Annotated in this window: 18 protein-coding genes; 14 read left to right on the top strand and 4 right to left on the bottom strand. The window is 30.4% G+C overall.

Annotated features, from left to right (window positions below; all coding sequences use genetic code 11):
* Window positions 1-11: 11 nt before the first annotated feature.
* Window positions 12-1,919, top strand: coding sequence for an acetate--CoA ligase (gene acs / locus IU405_RS12540; protein ID WP_197438956.1), 1,908 nt, complete (start codon window positions 12-14; stop codon window positions 1,917-1,919).
* A 6-nt stretch (window positions 1,920-1,925) separates the two neighbouring features.
* Here acs and IU405_RS12535 read toward each other — a convergent pair whose 3' ends face one another.
* Window positions 1,926-2,585 (bottom strand): PolC-type DNA polymerase III, encoded by a 660-nt coding sequence (locus IU405_RS12535; protein ID WP_197438955.1) that lies wholly within the window; start codon window positions 2,583-2,585, stop codon window positions 1,926-1,928.
* A gap of 1 nt (window position 2,586) precedes the next feature.
* The gene (locus IU405_RS12530; RefSeq protein ID WP_197438954.1) at window positions 2,587-4,452 is read right to left on the bottom strand and encodes a DUF294 nucleotidyltransferase-like domain-containing protein; all 1,866 of its coding nucleotides are present in this window, start codon (window positions 4,450-4,452) and stop codon (window positions 2,587-2,589) included.
* 311 nt (window positions 4,453-4,763) lie between these two features.
* On the opposite strand from IU405_RS12530, the gene IU405_RS12525 reads away from it, so the two are divergent.
* Together IU405_RS12525 and IU405_RS12520 are read left to right on the top strand one after the other, a co-directional pair.
* Window positions 4,764-5,558 (top strand): hypothetical protein, encoded by a 795-nt coding sequence (locus tag IU405_RS12525; RefSeq protein WP_197438953.1) that lies wholly within the window; start codon window positions 4,764-4,766, stop codon window positions 5,556-5,558.
* A gap of 157 nt (window positions 5,559-5,715) precedes the next feature.
* A complete protein-coding gene (locus IU405_RS12520; RefSeq protein ID WP_197438952.1) occupies window positions 5,716-6,411 on the top strand; it encodes a hypothetical protein in 696 nt (231 codons plus the stop codon).
* Between the two features lie 31 nt (window positions 6,412-6,442).
* Here the strand turns inward: IU405_RS12520 and IU405_RS12515 are convergent, their stop codons facing one another.
* A complete protein-coding gene (locus tag IU405_RS12515; protein WP_197438951.1) occupies window positions 6,443-7,033 on the bottom strand; it encodes an NUDIX hydrolase in 591 nt (196 codons plus the stop codon).
* Between the two features lie 76 nt (window positions 7,034-7,109).
* Window positions 7,110-8,198, bottom strand: a complete 1,089-nt coding sequence (locus tag IU405_RS12510) for a M42 family metallopeptidase (protein ID WP_197438950.1) — start codon at window positions 8,196-8,198, stop codon at window positions 7,110-7,112.
* A 133-nt stretch (window positions 8,199-8,331) separates the two neighbouring features.
* On the opposite strand from IU405_RS12510, the gene IU405_RS12505 reads away from it, so the two are divergent.
* The 11 genes from IU405_RS12505 to recN all read left to right on the top strand — a co-directional run bounded on the left by IU405_RS12505 (window position 8,332) and on the right by recN (window position 21,435).
* Entirely contained in the window at window positions 8,332-9,219 is an 888-nt protein-coding gene (locus tag IU405_RS12505; protein ID WP_197438949.1) for an ABC transporter ATP-binding protein, read from the top strand.
* A gap of 67 nt (window positions 9,220-9,286) precedes the next feature.
* Window positions 9,287-12,937: an ABC transporter permease/M1 family aminopeptidase gene (locus IU405_RS12500; RefSeq protein ID WP_197438948.1), complete on the top strand. Its 3,651-nt coding sequence runs from the start codon at window positions 9,287-9,289 to the stop codon at window positions 12,935-12,937.
* A gap of 118 nt (window positions 12,938-13,055) precedes the next feature.
* The gene (locus IU405_RS12495; protein WP_197438947.1) at window positions 13,056-14,138 is read left to right on the top strand and encodes an esterase-like activity of phytase family protein; all 1,083 of its coding nucleotides are present in this window, start codon (window positions 13,056-13,058) and stop codon (window positions 14,136-14,138) included.
* Window positions 14,139-14,173: 35 nt separating this feature from the next.
* The gene (locus IU405_RS15940) at window positions 14,174-14,689 is read left to right on the top strand and encodes a DUF6913 domain-containing protein (protein ID WP_410896752.1); all 516 of its coding nucleotides are present in this window, start codon (window positions 14,174-14,176) and stop codon (window positions 14,687-14,689) included.
* 97 nt (window positions 14,690-14,786) lie between these two features.
* A complete protein-coding gene (gene dapA / locus IU405_RS12485) occupies window positions 14,787-15,662 on the top strand; it encodes a 4-hydroxy-tetrahydrodipicolinate synthase (RefSeq protein WP_197438945.1) in 876 nt (291 codons plus the stop codon).
* A gap of 173 nt (window positions 15,663-15,835) precedes the next feature.
* Window positions 15,836-16,342, top strand: a complete 507-nt coding sequence (locus tag IU405_RS12480) for a ferritin (protein WP_197438944.1) — start codon at window positions 15,836-15,838, stop codon at window positions 16,340-16,342.
* A 99-nt stretch (window positions 16,343-16,441) separates the two neighbouring features.
* Window positions 16,442-17,296, top strand: coding sequence for an outer membrane protein assembly factor BamD (locus IU405_RS12475; RefSeq protein ID WP_197438943.1), 855 nt, complete (start codon window positions 16,442-16,444; stop codon window positions 17,294-17,296).
* A 9-nt stretch (window positions 17,297-17,305) separates the two neighbouring features.
* Window positions 17,306-17,626, top strand: a complete 321-nt coding sequence (locus tag IU405_RS12470) for a DNA-directed RNA polymerase subunit omega (RefSeq protein WP_197438942.1) — start codon at window positions 17,306-17,308, stop codon at window positions 17,624-17,626.
* Window positions 17,626-18,837: a bifunctional phosphopantothenoylcysteine decarboxylase/phosphopantothenate--cysteine ligase CoaBC gene (gene coaBC / locus IU405_RS12465; protein ID WP_197438941.1), complete on the top strand. Its 1,212-nt coding sequence runs from the start codon at window positions 17,626-17,628 to the stop codon at window positions 18,835-18,837. The genes IU405_RS12470 and coaBC overlap by 1 nt, the downstream gene beginning before the upstream one ends.
* Complete coding sequence (locus IU405_RS12460; RefSeq protein WP_197438940.1) at window positions 18,830-19,720, top strand: DUF4835 family protein; 891 nt, start codon at window positions 18,830-18,832, stop codon at window positions 19,718-19,720. Before coaBC ends, IU405_RS12460 begins: the two co-directional genes overlap by 8 nt.
* Window positions 19,721-19,779: 59 nt before the next feature.
* Window positions 19,780-21,435, top strand: coding sequence for a DNA repair protein RecN (gene recN, locus IU405_RS12455; RefSeq protein WP_197438939.1), 1,656 nt, complete (start codon window positions 19,780-19,782; stop codon window positions 21,433-21,435).
* Window positions 21,436-21,551 lie beyond the last annotated feature (116 nt).

The raw sequence follows: 21,551 nt of genomic DNA, 5'->3' as shown, positions 1-21,551 counted from the left end.
ATAATAACATCATGAGTAATTATCACATCAAAAATTTTCCAGAATATTTCCATGTGTATCGAAATTCAGTAAGAAATCCTGAATTGTTTTGGGAGGAAATTGCAGAAGAACATTTTCTTTGGAGACAAAAATGGAACAAAGTAGTGAGTTGGGATTTTTCAATTCCTGAAATAAAATGGTATGAAGGTGCAAAATTGAACATCACAGAAAATTGTATCGATCGTCATTTATACACAAATGGAGACAAAACTGCCATCATTTTTGAACCCAACAATCCTGATGAAGGCGCACTTCATATCAGTTATAATGAATTGCATGAGCGTGTCAATAAAATGGCTAACGTGCTGAAATCAAAGGGAATAAAAAAAGGTGATAGAGTTTGTATTTATTTACCAATGATTCCTGAATTGGCAGTTTCGTTGTTGGCATGTGCAAGAATTGGTGCTATTCACTCTGTGGTTTTTGCAGGTTTTTCATCAACAGCTTTGTTAACAAGAATCAATGACAGCGATTGTAAAATGGTCATCACTTCTGATGGTTCTTTTCGAGGCGCAAAATCAATCGAATTGAAAAGTATCGTTGATGAAGCTTTAGAAAGTTGTCCTTGTGTTGAAACAGTTTTGGTTGTTGAAAGAACAAACACACCAATTACATTAAAATCGGGAAGAGATTTTTTGATAGCCCCTTTATTAGAAGCTGCTTCCAAAGAATGTGAACCAGAAATTATGGATGCTGAAGATCCTTTATTTATTTTATATACTTCAGGTTCAACAGGAAAACCAAAAGGAATGGTGCACACAACTGCTGGTTATATGGTATATACAGCGTATACTTTTAAGAATGTTTTTCAATATAGAAAAGGCGAAGTGTATTGGTGCACAGCTGATATTGGTTGGATTACAGGTCACAGTTACATTGTGTATGGTCCTTTAGCCAATGGCGCAACTACAGTTTTATTTGAAGGTGTTCCCAATTATCCAAATTATGGAAGATTTTGGGAAATTGTAGAAAAACATAAAGTCAATCAATTTTACACTGCGCCAACTGCCATTAGAGCTTTGGCAAAAGAAGGGGTTGAATTTGTAGATCATTATGATTTATCAAGCATCAAAATTCTAGGAACTGTTGGAGAACCAATTAACGAAGAAGCTTGGCACTGGTATGATGATAATATTGGAAAAAAGAAAGCACCCATTGTGGATACTTGGTGGCAAACAGAAACTGGTGGAGTGATGATTACGCCAATTCCATTTTCTACGCCTACAAAACCAACGTATGCAACACTTCCTTTTTTAGGAATTCAACCAGTTTTGATGGATGATGCTGGAAATGAAATTACTGGAAATCAAGTAGATGGAAAATTGTGTATCAAATATCCTTGGCCTTCTATTGCACGAACTATTTGGGGTGATCATCAACGTTTTAAAGAAACCTATTTCTCTACTTTTAAAAACATGTATTTTACAGGTGATGGAGCTTTGCGTGATGAGGTTGGATATTACAGAATTACAGGTAGAGTAGATGATGTGATTATTGTTTCTGGACACAATTTAGGAACAGCACCCATTGAAGATGCTATCAACGAACATCCTGCAGTTTCAGAATCAGCAATTGTTGGTTTTCCTCACGATATCAAAGGAAATGCCTTGTATGGTTATGTAACTTTGAAAGAAACTGGAGAATCTAGAGATCATGATAATTTGAGAAAAGAAATCAATCAAATTATCACAGAACAGATTGGCCCAATTGCAAAATTGGATAAAATTCAATTCACTGATGCACTTCCAAAAACGCGTTCTGGAAAAATTATGCGAAGAATTTTACGAAAAATTGCAAGTAAAGACACTTCCAATTTAGGAGATACAAGTACACTTTTGAATCCAGAAGTTGTTCAAGATATTATTGATAACGTTTTGTAAGTATTTTTAAATCAATCCAATACGCTTAGCAGGTCTTTTTAAATAAGCAATGCTAAGCGTATTGTTTTTTGACAATTTCTTGATTATTTTTAAAAATAATTGCGCAGTTAAAAAGGCATCACCCAAAGAATTATGACGGTCATGAGGTGCAATGTTGTAAATTTCGAGAAGTTCATCCAAAGAAAAATGAGCATCAGTTGCATCAATCATTGTTTTTTTATGGAGATTTCCTGTGTCTAAAGTCGTGTTTTTTAGAGTTGGCAAACCCAAATTTTTCAGAGCAATATTCATCATTTGAACATCAAAATCGATGTGATGACCAACCAAAACAGCATTTTTTATAAAATCTAAGAATTCTTGAATGGCTTTTTCTTCCGAAATTTTATGAATTCCTTCTTTTCTAATTCCGTGAATTTCAACCGTTTTTCTGTCAAATGTGGTTTGATGAACAAAGCATTCAAAACTATCAGCAACCCAAATTGAGCTGTTTAAAACAGCAACAGCACCCATAGAAAGTATTTTATCTTTTTTGAAATCCAAACCTGTTGTTTCTGTATCAAAAATCACAAACCGAATTTCTTGGTATAAAGAAGGGATTTTTTCTTTAAATGTTGCAGCATATTTTTGCCAAAATTCGGGATATTTTTTTCTGAAAAATAAGTTCATTTTACATGAAATTTGCCAATTTAAATCTATTTACCACTACACTTTGAATTTCTTTAACGGCTTTAAAACAGACTTTTAATTGTAGTTTTTCTGATTTATTAAGCGCATTCAAATCAATAAATCTTCCTGAATTATTTTTTAGCAATCCATATTTTGTGCGGTATTTTAACAAGGTTTTGAAAGCCTCAAAACACATGGAATATACTTCTTCGTTTTGAGGTTCTTTCATAATCAAAGCTCTAAATCTGGCCAATGTATTTTTTTCGTTAATTTGAAGATGGATACTCAACAATCTAGCTGCATCCACCAAAGGCATCATGGCTCTTGATTTGATGTCAAATTGTTCTTTTTGTTCTCCTGATTCTTCCAATAAAAACTGTCTAAAAAATCCTAATGGAGGTGGATTTTGTGTGCTGTTCAATGCTAAAAAATTCGTAAAAATAGGATATACTTGAAGGTATTTTTCAATTGAATTTTGTACTTCTTTTTCTAATTTTCCGTCTCCAAAAATGGTTTCTATATCAAAAAAAATGGTGCAAAATAGTATGTTTTCCGGAATCGGTTTTGAAATCCAGGAATGGTATTTTTCTTTCCATTCATTCGTGCTCAAACACCATTCTTTATTGGAAGCCATCATGTTTGCTGGACAATATTCAAAGCCTATTTCGTGGAGATTTTGTGTCACTATTTCAGCCAATCTTAAAAAATACCATCTGTTTTCATCATTGTTTTTCGAATCTTCAAAAATGATGGCATTGTCTTGGTCTGTTAATAGCAATTGCTCTTTTCTTCCTTGACTTCCCAAAGAAATCCATGAAAATAAAACTGGAGGTTTTTGGTTCAATTTTTCAATTGCCATCTCTATAATTCTTGCCGTAATTACTTGATTGATTTCTGAAATAATTTTGCAGATAAAATCAATATCCAACTCTTGAAACAAGTATCTTTTCAATAATTCTGAAGCCTGAATTCGTATTTTTTTTAATTCTTCAGTTGAATGTGATCTTTTGATTTGTTTGATGAGCACTGAAGGATTGTTTTCTCGAATCAAAATAATATCATATTCAGATAAAACCCCTTTTATTTCCTCTTTGTTTTTGCCAGATTTTGTGATGCAAAGATGTGTGATTTTATTTTTTAGCATCACAATTTGCGCTTCAGCCACTGTGATTTTTTCTGAAACACAAATTACAGGTGATGACATAATTTCATTGACAACTGAAGAAATTTCTACTTTTCCAGTTGCGATTTTTGTTCTAAAATCTTTGTCAGTTATAATGCCAATTGGGAAATTATTTTCCTGAATAATAATAGAACCCACTTTTCTTTCGGTCATTAAAAGTGCAGCTTCTTTAATGGTAGTTTCTTTAACGCATGTTACCGGATTTTTAGAATATTTTGCAGTAAGTTCTTCTTCTGAAATGATGGTTTTTTGCGAATCAGAATGCTTTTCATAAGCAATTAAATTTGAAGCAAAATTGCTGATAATGAATTGAGTCACTTCTGTATTTATACTCAGAATTTCATCATACATTTCAAATGGAATTGTGTATAAAATACATTCTTCAAGAGCCTTTGCAGTAAGTTTGTAATTGTCTTTTCTGATGATGGCTCGTAAACCAAATAAATCTCCTTCATCACATTGTTCAGTGAGTTGGTTATTTTGAGCATACAAACCAACTGCACCTTCTTTGACCAAATAAAAATGAGTATTTACAGGTTTTTCAATTTCAAAAATAAGTTCATTCACTTCATAATAACGAATCGTTATATTTTTGGCAATCAAAAATTGTTCATCAGAAGTTAAGAATGAAAACGGGTGATTTTCTTTTAAAAAATCCTTAATTCTGTAGGTAATTGTGTTCATTTTTTAGAAGCATAAACTGCTGAAATTTACATTAATATATTATTAAAATAAAATATTTATTCAGATTTGTTTTAAAGGATTTTTCACAATGTCCTCTTGGCGATGATTCAATTATTCACAATATAAACGTATGCTATGATACTATGTAGCTTTCTTTTTTATCCTTTTTTTGATTTTTTTTGGGGTTGAGTGGGGTTTTTGGGTATATTTAGGATATAGTAATTTGCATGAAAAATTGATTTAAACTTGCGTATTTTTACTAGTTGGCAATATTTTTTGAAAAAAAACTTAAAAATTAAACTAAAATTAAAATGAATAAAAGAGAAGTAACTTTTTCAAATATAATTACACTTATAAAAAGTAGAATACCATTTTCAATTCTTGGAATTATTTTTGTTTTCTCATCAGTTTTTATTTTACTTTCAATTGTATTTGTTTTATCTAACTCATTTTTAGAGCCTTATCAAAAATATAATTTTGAAAGAATTGAACAAAATGGTACTGAACTAAATGCAAAAATTACTAACTTAAAATCAATAAATAACGTATCAATAAATGGAGAAAACCCTTTAAAAATTAGTTATGAATATTCATTAAATGGTTCAACTAAATCTGATAACTTCCAAACTATGGATTTTGAAAAAATTAATGAAATGAAAATAGGTAATGAAATTAAAATTAAAGCTTTTGAAAATGAATCAAAAATTCAAAATTTAGAACCTTTTTCTTTCCCATTTTATCTTTTCTATTTTCTTCCAATTATATTTTTTATAACTGGTTCTGTATTTTCATCAATTGGGCTAATTCCTGTTTGGAGAGATTACAATTTATATAAAAATGGAGTTGTAAAAGAAGGAATTATTATTTCATTAACTCTAAATTCAGGATTGCCATTCACAAATTTTGGGCAAAGTATTTTAATCAACTATTATTATTCAGCAAAAAACGGACAAAAGATATTTGGAAAATCAAAAACAACTGATTTTTCAATAATGATCGAGAAAAAAGCAGAAGACAAAATAAAACTTTTTGTTTCTGAAAATGATGAAACAAAATCATGTGTAATCCCGAAATTAGAAACTATAAAAAATAATTGGAGAATATAAAAACATCGCTCAAAAAGCCGTGTATAAAAAATTACTACTTTTAGCTTTATCAAAGTCGGTTGCTTCTTTGCCAACTTCAGAATTTCAGTTGGAAATTCCTAATTGTTAAAAACGCAACTTTTATAAATAAATACGTTAAACTCAATAAGAGAAAAATGTGAATAATGACGAGAAAATAGCATTCGATTATTTAAAGAGTTTAGGATTTCAAAAATTAGAATTTGAACCAAATGGAAATATTCCACCTGACTTTACAGTGAATGAAAAAATTGGAATCGAAGTTAGAAGATTAAATAAATATTTTAATGGAGAGCCCCTTGAAAAAATAGAATTTGGAGAAATTAGAAAAATTGAAAATTTTATTTTGAATTTCAAATCTATTAAAACTTTTGAAATGACACATTCAGTTTGTATCCGTTATTCAAGACCATTAAAGTTTAGTAAAATCAAGAAAAAAATTGAAAATTCTTTAAATCACTTTACTGAAAATATAAATTATAATTTTGAATACAACATTTCTGAAAACTTTGTAATGAGTATTTCAGAATGTAATGAAAGATTTGAAAGTGATTTTGAAGTTATGTTATGGGTTGACCACAATAAAGGTGGAGTTGTAATTAATGACTTAAAAAATAACATTAATCTTGCTTTAAAGGAAAAAGAAGAAAAAATAGCTGAGTATTTTAATGAATTTGAAGAATGGTGGCTTATATTAATTAACCATATTTCAACAAATATAAGGAATCAAGAATTAGAAATTTTGAAACAAGAAGTTTCTAAATCAAATTTATTTAAAAAAATAATAATACTCGATTTGAATAATATGAACGAAAAAACAATAAACTGCATCTAAAAAAATGTATGATTTATTGCTAGCTTTTACCCTACTTAAGAAAATCCTCTCGAATTTCACTTTGATTTGTACTTGCTAAATTAGGTGCTCTCTCAATAATAGTATCATAAACCATACAATAATATTCATGAAACCTAGGAAGCAATACATTTTCGATGTTTTTAGTATTTTTCAAAACAGCCAAATCAAACAATTGAACGTCGTCAACTTCCTCTTTTTGAATGGATAAATTTTCTATTGGAACTTTTAATTCAGCAATAAAAACATGATGATGTTCATTGTCTTGAATGCCATTTGCATGAGAAACTTGGTGAATTCGTGTGCCAATTTTTAGCAAATCTTCACTTTTGATTTCCAATCCTAATTCTTCATGAACTTCTCTGAGGGCAGCATCTAAAATACTTTCGCCAGCAGCAATATGTCCTGCAACAGAAATATCCCACAAACCAGGAAAAACTTTTTTGGTCATGGCTCTTTTTTGCAACAAAATTTTATCCTCTTTTGTGTACAACCAAATATGCACAGTGGCATGAAACCAACCGTTTTTGTGTGCTTCCGATTTTAAAGCAATTTTTCCAGTTGGTTTTCCATCAGGAGTTAAAATGTCTATGATTTCGTCCATATTGTTTTAGACACTAATTTCACGAATTCCACAAATAATTTATTTGAGAAATCTGTGAAATTCGTGTCCTTTTTAGTTATTCAAAATAAGAAAAAGTTTCTCCTCCTTTGATTTTTAACAACGTTTGATAAATCATTTTGATGACGTTTTCAACATCTTCTCTATGAACCATTTCAACAGTAGTATGCATATAACGCAAAGGCAAAGAAATCAATGCGGATGCCACACCACCATTGCTATAAGCAAAAGCATCTGTGTCAGTTCCTGTGGCTCTTGACAACGCATTTCTTTGATACGGAATGTTATTTTCTTCAGCAGTTTGTGTGATTAAATCACGCAATTTTTGTTGAACTGCAGGTGCATACGCAATTACAGGACCTTTTCCCAATTCTTGATGACCCGTTTTTTTCACGTCAATCATTGGAGTAGTAGTATCATGCGTTACATCCGTAACAATTGCTACATTTGGTTTGATGGTTTGTGTAATCATTTCTGCACCTCGCAAACCAATTTCTTCTTGAACAGAATTGGTTACATACAATCCAAAAGGCAATGTAATGTTATTTTCTTTCAATAAACGCGCCACTTCAGCAATCATAAATCCTCCCATTCTGTTATCCAAAGCTCTGCACACGAATTTATTACCATTTAAAACGTGGAATGTATCTGGATACGTAATGACACAACCTACATGAACACCTAATTTTTCGACTTCTTCTTTGGTAGCACAACCACAATCAATAAAAATATTTTCAGGTTTTGGAGTTTCTTCAGTGGTTTTATCTCTTGTATGAATGGCTGGCCAACCAAAAACGCCTTTTACAATGCCGTTTTTTGTGTGAATATCTACTATTTTACTTGGTGCAATTTGGTGATCACTGCCACCATTTCTAACCACATAAATCAGTCCTTTATCAGAAATATAATTTACATACCAAGAAATTTCATCTGCATGACCTTCAATGACCACTTTGTATGTTGCTTCTGGATTGATAATTCCAACTGCAGTTCCATAAGTATCCGTCATAAAAGTATCTACATAAGGTTTCAAGTATTCCATCCAAATTTTTTGACCTTCCCATTCATAACCTGTTGGAGCAGCGTTGTTTAGATATTTTTCTAAAAATTGGATTGAATTTTCAGTGAGTATTGATGTATTTGACATAAGTTATTTTAAATTTTGTGTAAAAATAAAACGATTTTCTAGCATATTCATGAAAATAATTTCTAAAAATTGTAACAAAAGTCTCTATTTTTACACAAATAACTAAATTTTAAAAATTTATAAATCCATCATAATGAAATTAGTCATCAAAAATTTAACAAAAACCTACTCAAATGGCGTAAAAGCGATTGATAATTTGAGCATCGAAATAGGAACTGGAATGTTTGGTTTGTTAGGGCCAAATGGCGCTGGAAAATCTTCTTTAATGAGAACAATTGCTACGTTGCAAAGTCCTGATTCAGGTTCAATTCATTTTGGTGATATCAATGTTTTGGAAGACAAAATGGCATTGAGAAAAGTGTTGGGCTATTTGCCACAATCTTTTGGAGTGTATCCAAAAATGTCTGCCCTAGATTTGTTGGATTATTTTGCTACTTTAAAAGGTGTTTCTGATAAAAAAGAACGAGAAGCTTTGGTAAAAGAAGTGTTGGAAATTACCAATTTATATGATGTTCGTAAAAAATATGTGGCTGGTTATTCTGGTGGAATGAAACAGCGTTTTGGTATTGCACAATTGTTGTTGAACAATCCAAAATTGATTATTGTTGATGAACCAACTGCAGGTTTAGACCCAGCAGAAAGACATCGTTTTTTGAATGTGTTGCGTGAAGTTGGTACGAATTGCACTGTTATTTTTTCTACACATATTGTGGATGATGTGAAAGAATTGTGCAATGAAATGGCAATTTTGAATGGAGGAACTATTCTAAATCACACCACTCCACAAGAAGCAACCAAAGCTTTGGAAGGAAAAATTTGGAAAAAAATAATCAATAGAGAAGAATTGGAAGAAAATCAACAATTGTTTGATATTTTGTCTTCTAGTTATAATCAAGATAATACATTGAATATCAGAGTTCATACTTCAGAAAAACCTTCTGAAGATTTTGTTGAGGTTACTCCTCAATTGGATGATGTGTATTTTATTGCGCTAAAAAAGGATGAACCACAAACAGTTTAAAGTTCGAAATTTAAAGTTCAAAGTTTCACTTCTAACTTCTAAAATCTAACTTCTAATATCTAAACGTATGTTTTCAACAATATTCAAACAAGAAATAAAATACTGGTTTAATAAACCCGCATTTTATATTTATTTGGTCATTTTTTTCTTATTATCATTCTTTATAGCAACATCTTCTGCTGGTTTTTTTGATTCAAATACAGCTACTACTGGTTCCTCAAGAATTGTGAATTCTCCAACTGGAATTAGAGGTTTATTTAGTGGTTTATCCACTTTTATATTATTTTTATATCCTGCAATTATAGGAGTGACAATAAACAGAGATTTTAAAAGTGAAATGCACACCATTTTATATTCTTATCCTTTTACCAAATCCAACTATTTATTTGCCAAATTTTTAAGTGGAGTATCTATAGTAACTATGATTGTTATGACTATTGGGATAGGAATGATAATAGGTTATCGTTTTCCAGGAACAAACCCTGAAATTGTAACTACTTTTAATTTTACAACGTATTTAATAACCTATTTGATTTTTATTTTACCCAATATTATTTTTTTTGGAGCTATTATTTTTGCTATTGTCACATTTTCTAGAAATATTGCAGCAGGTTTTATTGTGGCAGTTATTTTAGTATTTGGACAATTAATAATCTTTAGTGTACTTGATGACCCTGAACAAAAATTTTTACTAGCTTTAGTAGATCCTTTTGGAGATGGATCTGTTGATTATTACACAAAATATTGGACACCATCTGAACAAAATGAAATGCAAATTCCTATCAAAGAAATGATTATTTACAATCGTTTGTTGTGGTTGGCAATTGCGAGTTTGGTTTTTGGATTGGTGTATCGCTTTTTTGCTTTCAGTCAAGAAGCATTTTCTTTTTCATTTAGAAAACCAAAAGCGGAAAGAGTTACAAAAACGAATTTTAGTGGAATCACAAGAATTTCATTACCAAAAGTTTCCTACGATTTTTCATTTTTTCAAAATTTAAAAACAATGTGGAAATTATCAAATATTGATTTTAAATACATTATCAAAAGTTGGCCTTTTATTTCAATTGTATTAGTAGGCTTGATTTTTATAATAGTTGGTTTATCAAGAATTGGTGATATTTTTGGAACACCCACATTACCAGTCACTTGGAAAATGTTGGAGGACGGAGGAGTTTTTTCATTATCTATCATAATATGTACTTTTTTATACGCAGGAATGTTGGTGCAAAGAGCAAAAATTTCCAATTTGAATCATTTGGTTGATGCAACCCCAATTCCTGATTGGACTTTATTATTCTCAAAAGTGATTGCTTTGGTAAAAATGCAATTGGTTTTGTTGGCAGTAATTATGATTTCTGGAATTCTCTTTCAAGTGTATCATGGTTATTATAATTTTGAATTTGGACACTATATTGTAGAATTATTTTTGTTAGAATTTCTCAATTATTTTATTTGGGCTATGCTCGCAATTTTCATTCAAACGTTGATTGGAAATCCTTATTTGGGCTTGTTTTTATTATTGGTACTTTCTATTGGAATTCCGTTTTTATCATTGGCAGGCATTGAACAAGAAATTTTTAAATACAATGAAGGTCCAGGATATGATTATTCTGATATGAATAAATACGGATTTTTAACACCATTTTTAGTCTATAAATTGTATTGGGTTTTATGTGGATTGACCTTGTTAATTCTTTCAGCATTGTTCTGGGTTAGAGGAATTCCAAATTCATTCAAAGAAAGAATTCAAATTGCAAACTACAGATTTAAAGGAGTTTATGTAGTAGGTTTTGTCATTTTTTTCAGTGCTTTTTTAGGCTTAGGTTATTCCATTTATCAAGAAACAGGAACAAAAAACAAGAGAACTTCTTCCAAAGAATTTGAAATGAGAAGCGTTGAATGGGAGAAAAAATATAAGAAATATGAAAATTACGCACAACCAAGAATTGTTAGTGTAAAAACAAAAATGAATATCTATCCCAAAGAACGATTTTTTGATGCAACAGCCATTTTTACGATGGTCAATAAAACTGATAAACCTATTGATAGTGTATTTTTAAATCACAATTCATTAAAAAGTACCTTCGTTTTTAACAAGCCAAATACCCTAGTTTCTGAAGACACCATTCATAATTTTGATATTTATTTGTTCGAAAATAAAATCATGCCTGGAGATAGTTTGAATTTGATAGTTACCGTAAAAAGTGATAGAAATACCACTTATAGACGAAAATCTCCAGTAATAGAAAACGGAACTTTTATCAATAATTTTTCGATTTTTCCTTCTTTAGGATATTCTTCAAATGGCGAATTAACGGACAATCAAACTCGAAAAAAATACGGTTTGCCCAAAAATGATTTGCGTCCTCATCCCTCAGATTCCACTGCTTTAGGAAATACCTATATTTCAAAAGATGCTGATTGGATTGATTTTGAAGCTACAGTTTCAACATCCAAAGACCAAATTGCCATTGCTCCAGGATATTTACAAAATGAATGGATAGAAGGTGACAGACGATTTTTTCATTATAAAATGGATTCAAAAATCTTGAATTTTTATGCATTCAATTCAGCGAGATATGAAGTGAAAAAAGAGATGTATAAAGGCATCAGTTTGGAAATTTATTATCACAAACCACATACCTTTAATTTGGATAGAATGATGAAAGGAATGAAAGCTTCTTTGGATTATAATTCGAAAAATTTCAGTCCATATCAACACAAACAAGCCAGAATTATTGAGTTTCCAAAAACAGCAGGAACTTTTGCTCAGTCATTTCCAAACACCATTCCATTTTCGGAAGGAATTGGATTTATTGCAGCAGTTGATGATAAAAACGATGAAGGAGTTGATTATCCTTTTGCAGTAACAGTGCATGAAGTAGCTCATCAATGGTGGGCACATCAAGTCATTGGTGCAGATGTTTTGGGTGCAACAATGATGTCCGAAAGTATGTCAGAATATGTTTCTTTAAAAGTGTTGGAACATCAACAAGGAAAAGAAAAGATGCGCACATTTTTAAAGAAAGCCTTGGATGATTATTTATTGTCAAGAACATTTGAAACAAAACGCGAAAATCCATTGATGTATAATGATGGTCAAGGATACATTCATTATCAAAAAGGTTCCATGGTTTTGTATGCTTTGAGCGATTATATTGGAGAGAAAAATCTAAACAATGCTTTGAAAAAATATGTTGAAAAAGTACAGTTTCAAAATCCACCTTACACAACCTCTATTGACATGGTAAATCATATCAAAGAAGTCACTCCAGATTCTTTGCAATACGTAATTCATGACATGTTTGAAACGATTACTTTGTATAGAAACAGTGTTAAAAAAGCTACTTCAAAAAAATTAGACAATGGAAAATACCAAGTAGATATTGAGTTTGAAGTGTCAAAATATAGAAATGATGATCAGGGTAAAATCTATTATGGAGAAAATGTGGGAGATACGTTGACATATAAAAATGACAAAATGAAAAAACCCATTTTATCTGTTCCATTGAAAGATTACATTGATATCGGAATTTTTATGGAAGAAACTATAAATGGCAAAAAGACCACAAAAGAACTCTATTTGAAGAAACATAAAATCACAAAAATTTTCAATAAAATCAGGATCATTGTAGATAAAAAACCAACAGAAGTTGGCGTAGATCCTTACAATAAATTGATTGATACACAATCTGAAGATAATCGAATAAAGATTTAGATTTTAGAGATTTATTGAAAGACCTCACAGGATTTGAAAACTTGTGAGGTCTTTTTTTGTTGATTTAATTTTAGTTTTTAAAATCAGAAAAAATACCTTTGTAGAAATATTATTACTGATGAATAAATCAATTTTTTTAGGGATTTTACTGTTGATGAATTCTTGTATTTCAAAAAAGGATATTTCAATTTCTTATTTAAACGAATACGTAATTCCAGATTCTTTACAATTTCAACATCAAACAATTGGAGGTTTATCAGGAATAGATTTTGCGAATAATGAATACTTTTTTGTGATTGATGATGCTAAAAATCCCAGAATTGTAACTGCTGCAATCAACATTAAAAATGACAGCATTCAAAGCGTTGATTTTACGAATACCATTCTTTTAAACGATTCAAATACTGCTTTTTATAAAGAAAATGAACTCGATTTAGAATCCATTTTTGTGGATGAAAAAACCAATGAAATTCATTTAGTAAGTGAAGGTTCTATCAGAAAAAATAAGCCTCCTACGATTTTTAAAATTGATGCCAATGGGAATTTTTTAGCTCAATTCCAATTGCCAAATTCATTAACGAAAATAGACAATTTTAAACACAATGGCGTTTTTGAAGCTTCCTCTAAAAGTGTTGATAATCAGGGTTTTTGGGTTGGAGTAGAATTGCCAATTTCTGTAGATGGTGACGAACCCACTTTTGAAAAAAATTCTTCACCAATCAGAATTACGTATTTTGATAAAAAATCAAAAATTGCAACGAAACAGTTTGCATATCCATTGGAAAAAATTCCAAAACCTTACAAAGGAAATCAAAATATCAATGGTGTTACTGCCATTTTAGAAATCGCAAAAAATCATTTTTTAGTAGTGGAAAGAGCGTATCAAAATAATTATGGAAGTGATGGAAATACGATTCGTATTTTTGAAGCGTTTATAGAAAAAAATACGACTGATATTTTGTCAATGACAGCTTTAAAAAGCACTTCGTTTATACCAATGAAAAAAAGATTATTATTTGATTTTGATACAGTTAAGCAATTTTTAACAGACGAAATTATTGATAACATTGAGGGTATTACACTTGGACCAAAATCGAAAAATGGAAATCAAACATTGCTTTTGGTGGCAGATGATAATTTTCAAACATTTGGAAGACAATTAAATCAATTGATTTTGTTGGAAATGAAAACAAATAAATAGTATTTTTACAAACTCAATTTTAAAAATTCAACGTTATTTTAGCCATTAAAAAAGCCTTTTTAAAAAAGAAGTTTGATAAACTTCTCACTGACAAAGAAAATTCACGAATCGTTTCTGATAAAGAAATTGTTAGTGTTGGTGTGATTGCTTCTCAAAAAATATCTAATTTTATAGATATAGAAGCAGAAATAAAAAAGATATTCGAACTTCAAGATATAAAAGTGTTTAGTTTTTTAGATTACGATAAAAAAAATCACACTATAAATTCCTATTTCACGGAAAAAGATATTGATTGGAATGGCGAAATCCAAAAAACAGATTTCAGAGATTTCTTGGATGAACCATTTGATTTATTGATTGGCTACTTTGACACAAAAAATATTTTTTTGGAATTGGCTGTTTTAAAATCAAAAGCAACTTTTAAAGTAGGCTTTTCAGATGTAAATCAACGATTGTATGATATGGAAATTGCAGAAATTCCGAGCAAAATTGACAATTTTTTAAATGAATTAAAAAAGTACCTTGTCATTTTAAAGAAAATGAAAAATTAAACGACATCGTAAAAGTTGTGTATTCTTTTTAGGAACTTCTTTTTTGAAGAATTCATTCATTTTAAAATCGTAATTTTGTCTATCAAATTTTAAAATAATGCAACAATTTATTGGAATGGGTGTGGCATTGGTAACACCTTTCAAAAACGATTTTACAGTGGATGTTGAAGCACTTACTAGATTGGTAAATTTCAATATCGAAAATGGTACTAATTATTTGGTTATCAATGGTACAACTGGAGAAAGTGCTACCATTTCTAAAGAGGAAAAAGAGTTAATTATTGATACAATTGTCAAAGTAAATAACAATCGTTTGCCATTGATTTTAGGTGTTGGAGGAAACAATACTTTAGAGGTGGTAAAAGAATTGAAAACGAGAGATTTATCACATTTTGAAGGAATTTTATCTGTTGCACCTTACTACAGCAAACCAACGCAAGAAGGTTTTTATCAACATTACAAAGCCATTGCAGAAGCCACTGAAAAACCAATCATTTTATACAACGTTCCAGGAAGAACAGCCAGAAATATGGAGCCAAGTACCACTTTGCGTTTGGCGAAAGATCTTAAAAACATTGTTGCTGTGAAAGAAGCAGGTAACAATCAACAACAATATTACACGCTTTTAAAAGACAAACCAGCCGATTTTTTAATTATTTCGGGAGATGATGATTTGGCTTTGGGTGTGACTTTAGCTGGTGGTTCAGGAGTGATTTCCGTGATTGGGCAAGCGTTTCCAAAAGAATTTTCGGACATGATTCAATTAGGTTTGGAAGGCAAAAATAAAGAAGCTTATGAAATTCATTATAAATTGATGGATATTATCAATTACATTTTTGAAGAAAATAATCCTGCAGGAATCAAAGAAGTGTTATCGCAACTCAATATTTGTTCAAACAAAGTTCGTTTGCCTTTAGTATCAGCAAGTGAAAATTTACATCATAAAATCAAGAATTTCATTTCGAATTTTTAAATCGATACACAATTTAAAAATTCTTGATTCTTTAAAGACATTTTTTCTTAGTATTTTATAAGAAAAAAGAGTCATTTTAACTCAAATTCAACTCAATTTTACAGCTTTTTTAAGAGGTTTCCTTTTTGAAAAGTTGTATTTTTGTTTTTTTAAATTATCACAAAATTCAAATTATGTTATCACCAATTATTGAAGAAGCTTTAAATGGTCAAATTACCGTTGAAGCGCAATCATCACAAATATATTTAGCCATGGCTTCGTGGGCAGAAGTTCTTGGTTTTGAAGGAGTTGCACAATTTATGTATGCGCATTCAGATGAAGAAAGAATGCACATGTTAAAATTGGTAAAATTCATCAATGAAAGAGGAGGACATGCTAAAATATCAGCTTTACAGGCACCACCAACACAATTTGGTTCTTTCAAAGAAATGTTTCAAGAATTGTTTAACCACGAAGTGAAAGTTTCTGCAAGTATTAATGATTTGGTTGACATTTGCTTGACAGAAAAAGATTATGCGACTCACAATTTCTTGCAATGGTATGTTTCAGAACAGATTGAAGAAGAAGCATTAGCAAGAAATATTTTAGATAAAATAAAATTAATTGGCGATGATAAAGGTGGTTTTTACTTGTTTGATAACGATATCAAACTATTAATTACTGCTGCCAATAAAGCGTAATTTTTAACGTTATTATTGAAGATAGAAGCCTTTTTGTAAGAGAATTTTATCTTCAAAATATCATTTTACTAATCCATATTTAATTCCTAATTTTGCCGAATGCAAAAATTTAAAACTTTAGCGTTTTTATTGGTTGTCAGTATGTTGTTATTCTCCTGTGGAGAGTATCAAAAAGTATTGAATAAAGGTACAGTTGAAGACCAATACAAAATGGCTGTGAAAATGTACGAATCTCAAAAGTATGGGAAAGCCATTCGTTTGTTCGAAAAAGTAACGCCTGCATACAGAGGAAAACCACAAATGGAAAGAATCCAGTTTATGGTGGCTCAGTCTAATTTTAACGAGAAAAATTATCAAACTGCGGGTTATTATTTTGATCGATTTGCAAAAAATTATCCAAGCAGTTCTAAATTAGAAGAAGCATCATTTGCCTCTGCGTTGAGTTATAAATTAGCGTCTCCTGAATTTAGTAAAGATCCAACAGATACCAACAAAGCGTTGGAAGCTTTTCAAAGTTTCATCAATGCATTTCCAACCTCAGATAAATTAGAGGAAGCAAATAAGCATTACAAAGAATTGCGTTATAAGTTGCAGAAAAAATATTTCGAAATTGCAAAGACGTATTACACAACTGCTGACTATGATATGAGAAATTACAAAGCTGCTATTCAGGCTTTTGATAATTTATTGGAAGATTATTTGGGTTCAGAATTCAAAGAAGAGGCATTGTATTATCGATTGAAAGCGGCTCATGATTTTACGTTGAAAAGTTATGACAGAAGAAAACCAGAGCGTATCAAAGATGCAATGGAAGCGTATGATAAATTAATCAGAAATTATCCTGAAACGAAGTTTAAAGTAGAAGTGGATAAAATGGTTGCAAAATTGCAAAAAGAGAAAGAAAGAATAGACGACCTTATTTCAAAATCAAAAGAATTAGAAGATTCAAAATAAAAATAAAAAATGGATTATAAAGACACAAAAGCTGCTATAAGTACAATTACTTATGATAAAAACGAAATTGAAGCGCCTACAAAAAATATTTACCAAGCGATTTCAATCATTGCAAAAAGAGCAGAGCAAATCAATTCTGATTTAAAAATTGAATTGGTTGACAAATTGGATGAATTTGCAACTTACAATGACAGTTTAGAAGAAGTTTTTGAAAATAAAGAACAAATTGAAGTTTCTAAATTTTATGAGCGTTTGCCAAAACCAACTGCATTAGCTGTTGAAGAATGGTTAAAAGGAAAAGTATATTTTAGAACTCCAGATTCGGAATAATGTCTGTTTTAAGCGGAAAAAAAATTCTTTTAGGCATTACTGCAGGAATTGCCGCTTACAAATCAGCAAATTTAGTTCGATTATTTATAAAATTAGGCGCAGAAGTCAAAGTAATCATGACTCCTGCGTCTAAAGATTTTATAACACCTCTCACACTTTCTACACTCTCTAAAAATCCTGTACATTCCCAATTTTATGATACAGAAAATGAGAATGAATTGTGGAACAATCATGTTGAATTGGGGTTGTGGGCTGATTATTTTTTAATTGCCCCAGCAACTGCAAATACCTTGTCCAAAATGTCAAATGGCACTTGCGATAATTTGGTTTTAGCAACCTATTTATCTGCAAAATGTCCAGTTTATTTTGCACCAGCAATGGATTTAGATATGTATAAGCATCCATCAACTAAAGAAAATTTAGAGAAATTACAGCATTTTGGAAATATTATAATTCCTGCAACTTCGGGTGAATTGGCAAGTGGTTTGTTTGGTGAAGGAAGAATGGCGGAACCAGAAGATATTGTTTCTTTTATTGAAAATGATATTTTATCAAAGCTACCTTTGCGTGGAAAAAAAGTATTGATTACTGCAGGTCCAACTTATGAAGCTATTGATCCTGTGCGTTTTATAGGAAATCATTCCTCTGGAAAAATGGGTTTTGAAATTGCAAAAACAGCTGCCAATTTAGGTGCTGAAGTTTTTTTGATTTCTGGACCTTCACAGGAACAAATCAAACATTCTTTGATTCATAGAATTGATGTAGTTTCTGCAGATGAAATGTATAAAGCTGCACATCAATTTTTTCCTGAAGTTCAAATGGCTATTTTAGCTGCTGCAGTTGCAGATTATAAAGCAAAAAATGTTTCAAATCAAAAAATAAAAAAGAAAGATGCAACGTTATCTATTGAGTTGGAACCAACCAAAGATATTTTAGCATCATTAGGAGCAAATAAGGAAAATCAATTTTTAGTTGGCTTTGCATTGGAAACAGAAAATGAAATTGAAAATGCTAAAAGTAAATTGCAACGGAAAAATTTAGATATGATTGTTTTAAATTCTTTGCAAGATAAAGGTGCTGGTTTTGCCACTAACACAAATAAAATTACTATTATTGATAAAGATTTGAATGAAAAAATATTTGAATTAAAATCAAAAGAAGCTGTTTCTATAGATATTCTTAACGAAATTATACTAAAATTAGATGCGTAAACTTATTTTCTTTATAGGCTTATTGGTCTTTACATTCCATAGTAGAGCGCAAGAAGTGAATTGTTTGGTGAACATCAATTATGAACAAATTGGAGGTTCTAACAGACAAGTTTTTCAGACTTTAAAGACAGCTTTGACGGAGTTTATCAATCAAACAAAATGGACGAATAGAATTGTAAAACCTGAAGAAAGAATTGATTGTGCACTCAATATCATTATCACCTCAAGAGAAGATAATACATTTACAGGCACTTTGCAAATTCAATCTTCAAGACCCGTTTTTGGGTCAACCTATGCAACTCCTTTGTTGAATATCAAAGACAATGATTTCACTTTTAGATACAACGAATTTGATCCTTTAATTTATAATCGTAATTCTTTTGATAGTAATTTAATCTCTACTATAGTTTTTTATGTATATACGATAATTGGTGTAGATGCAGATTCTTTTTCAAAATATGGAGGTGAATTTGAATTGAAAGAAGCTCAAAATGCGATGTTACAAGCTCAACAAAGTGGCATTGCAGCTTGGCAAAATGTGGTTGGTCAACAAAATCGTTTTTTATTGATTGACGATATATTATCTCCAAACTTGACAACGTTTAGAGACGTTTTGTATGAGTATCATATCAAAGGTTTGGATAATTTTGCAACAAATAAAGATTTTGCAAAGCAAACTGTAGAAGATAGTGTTTTGAAAATTGAAAATTTATTTAATAAAACGGTTGGAAATTATTTAATCAGAGTGTTTTTTGATGCAAAAGCTGACGAAATTGTCAATATTTATGCAGATGGACCAAAAACAAGAAATGCTGCACGTTTGATAACATCTTTGAAAAAAATCTCTCCAAATAATAGTTCAAAGTGGCGTAAATTAGAGTAAAGTTTTCGTACTTTTTATTAAAAGAATTCTTTAATTTTAAACTCTAAAAATTAGCGAACTTGCTTACACAATTATCCATCAATAACTACGCTTTAATCAACGAATTAACGATTGATTTTTCCTCAGGATTGTCCATTATTACTGGCGAAACTGGAGCAGGAAAATCTATTTTATTAGGTGCTTTAGGATTGGTCTTGGGAAATAGAGCAGATTTATCTTTTCTAAAAGAAACTTCAAAAAAATGTGTTGTTGAAGCCAAATTGTCTATTGCAAACTACGATTTAAAAAATGTTTTTGAGGAATTAGAATTGGATTATGATGATTTTACCATCATCAGAAGAGAAATTTTACCCTCAGGAAAATCTAGGGCTTTTGTAAATGACACTCCTGTGAATTTGTCTGCCTTGAATGACCTGAAATCTTTGTTGATTGATGTGCATTCACAGCACCAAACCATGCAATTATCGGATGCAGATTTCCAATTTTCGGTGATTGATGCTTTGGCTAAAAATGGGACAATTATTGCATCGTATAAACAAGGCTTGCAATCCCTTTCAAAACTTAAAAGGGAGTTAGAGAAATTAGAAAAAAATCAACAAGAAGCAATCAAACAATATGAGTATAATTTATTCTTATTCAATGAATTAGAAAAGGCGAAATTGCAAATTGATGAACAGCAAGATTTGGAAGAAAAATTGGAAAAGTTGAACAATATTGAAGATATCAAACTCAATTTGTCAGAAGCTTTAGCAGTTTCTATCAATGAAGAAATTGGAATTCAAAATTTAGTATTTATTTTAGAGAATCGCTTGTCGAAAATTGCACCTTTTTCTAAAGAATATCAAGAATTATCAACCAGAATTACCAGTCTTAAAATTGAGTTGGATGATATTATTACTGAATTGGAAGAAGCGAATGAACATGTAGAATTTGATCCTTTAGAGGCTACACAAATCAATGATAGATTGCAATTGATTTATAATTTACAGAAAAAACATGCTGTAAATTCTATTGGAGATTTGCTAATTGTTCTCGAAGATTTATCAGAAAAAGTAAGTCAAGTTGAAAATGCTGATGAAAATATCAAGCAAAAAAAGAAAGAAATTGAAAAAGTTGCCTCAGAATTGGATGCAATAGCTTCGAAAATTTCGGATGCTCGAAAGAAAATAATTCCAAGTTTGCAACACGAATTAGAAGTTTTATTGTCCGATTTAGGAATGGCAAATGCGCGATTTTCGATTCAAATTACACCCACAAAAAACTATTTTTCAAACGGAAAAGACGAACTAGAATTCCTTTTTTCTGCAAACAAAGGAGGCAATTTTGGCGAATTAAAAAAAGTAGCTTCTGGAGGTGAATTATCGAGAATAATGCTTTCAATCAAAAAAATATTATCAGAAAATACACAACTGCCAACCATTATTTTTGATGAAATTGATACAGGGGTTTCTGGTGAAGTTTCTAATAAAATTGCAGCAATCATGCAACAAATGAGTCAAAATATGCAAGTGATTACCATTACACATTTGCCTCAAATTGCCGCAAAAGGAAGTCATCATTTCAAGGTTTTTAAAGAGGAAATCAATGGTGAAACAGCCACACAATTAAAGAAATTGACAGTAAAAGAGAGAGTTTCTGAAATTGCTGAAATGTTAAGTGGAAAAGCACTTTCAGAATCTGCCATTATTCATGCAAAAGAATTATTAAGTCCCTAAATCCCCAAAGGGGACTTTTTGATTATTGAAAATGTCTATCTTTGTTTTTTGAAATTTTATGAAAATCTAGAAAATAAGTTTTTATTAATTGTGATATAAAGCATCCAATTTCAAAA

Source organism: Polaribacter sp. BAL334 (assembly GCF_015767435.1).
Lineage (GTDB): Bacteria > Bacteroidota > Bacteroidia > Flavobacteriales > Flavobacteriaceae > Polaribacter.
This window is presented reverse-complemented; position numbering and strand designations above follow the sequence as displayed.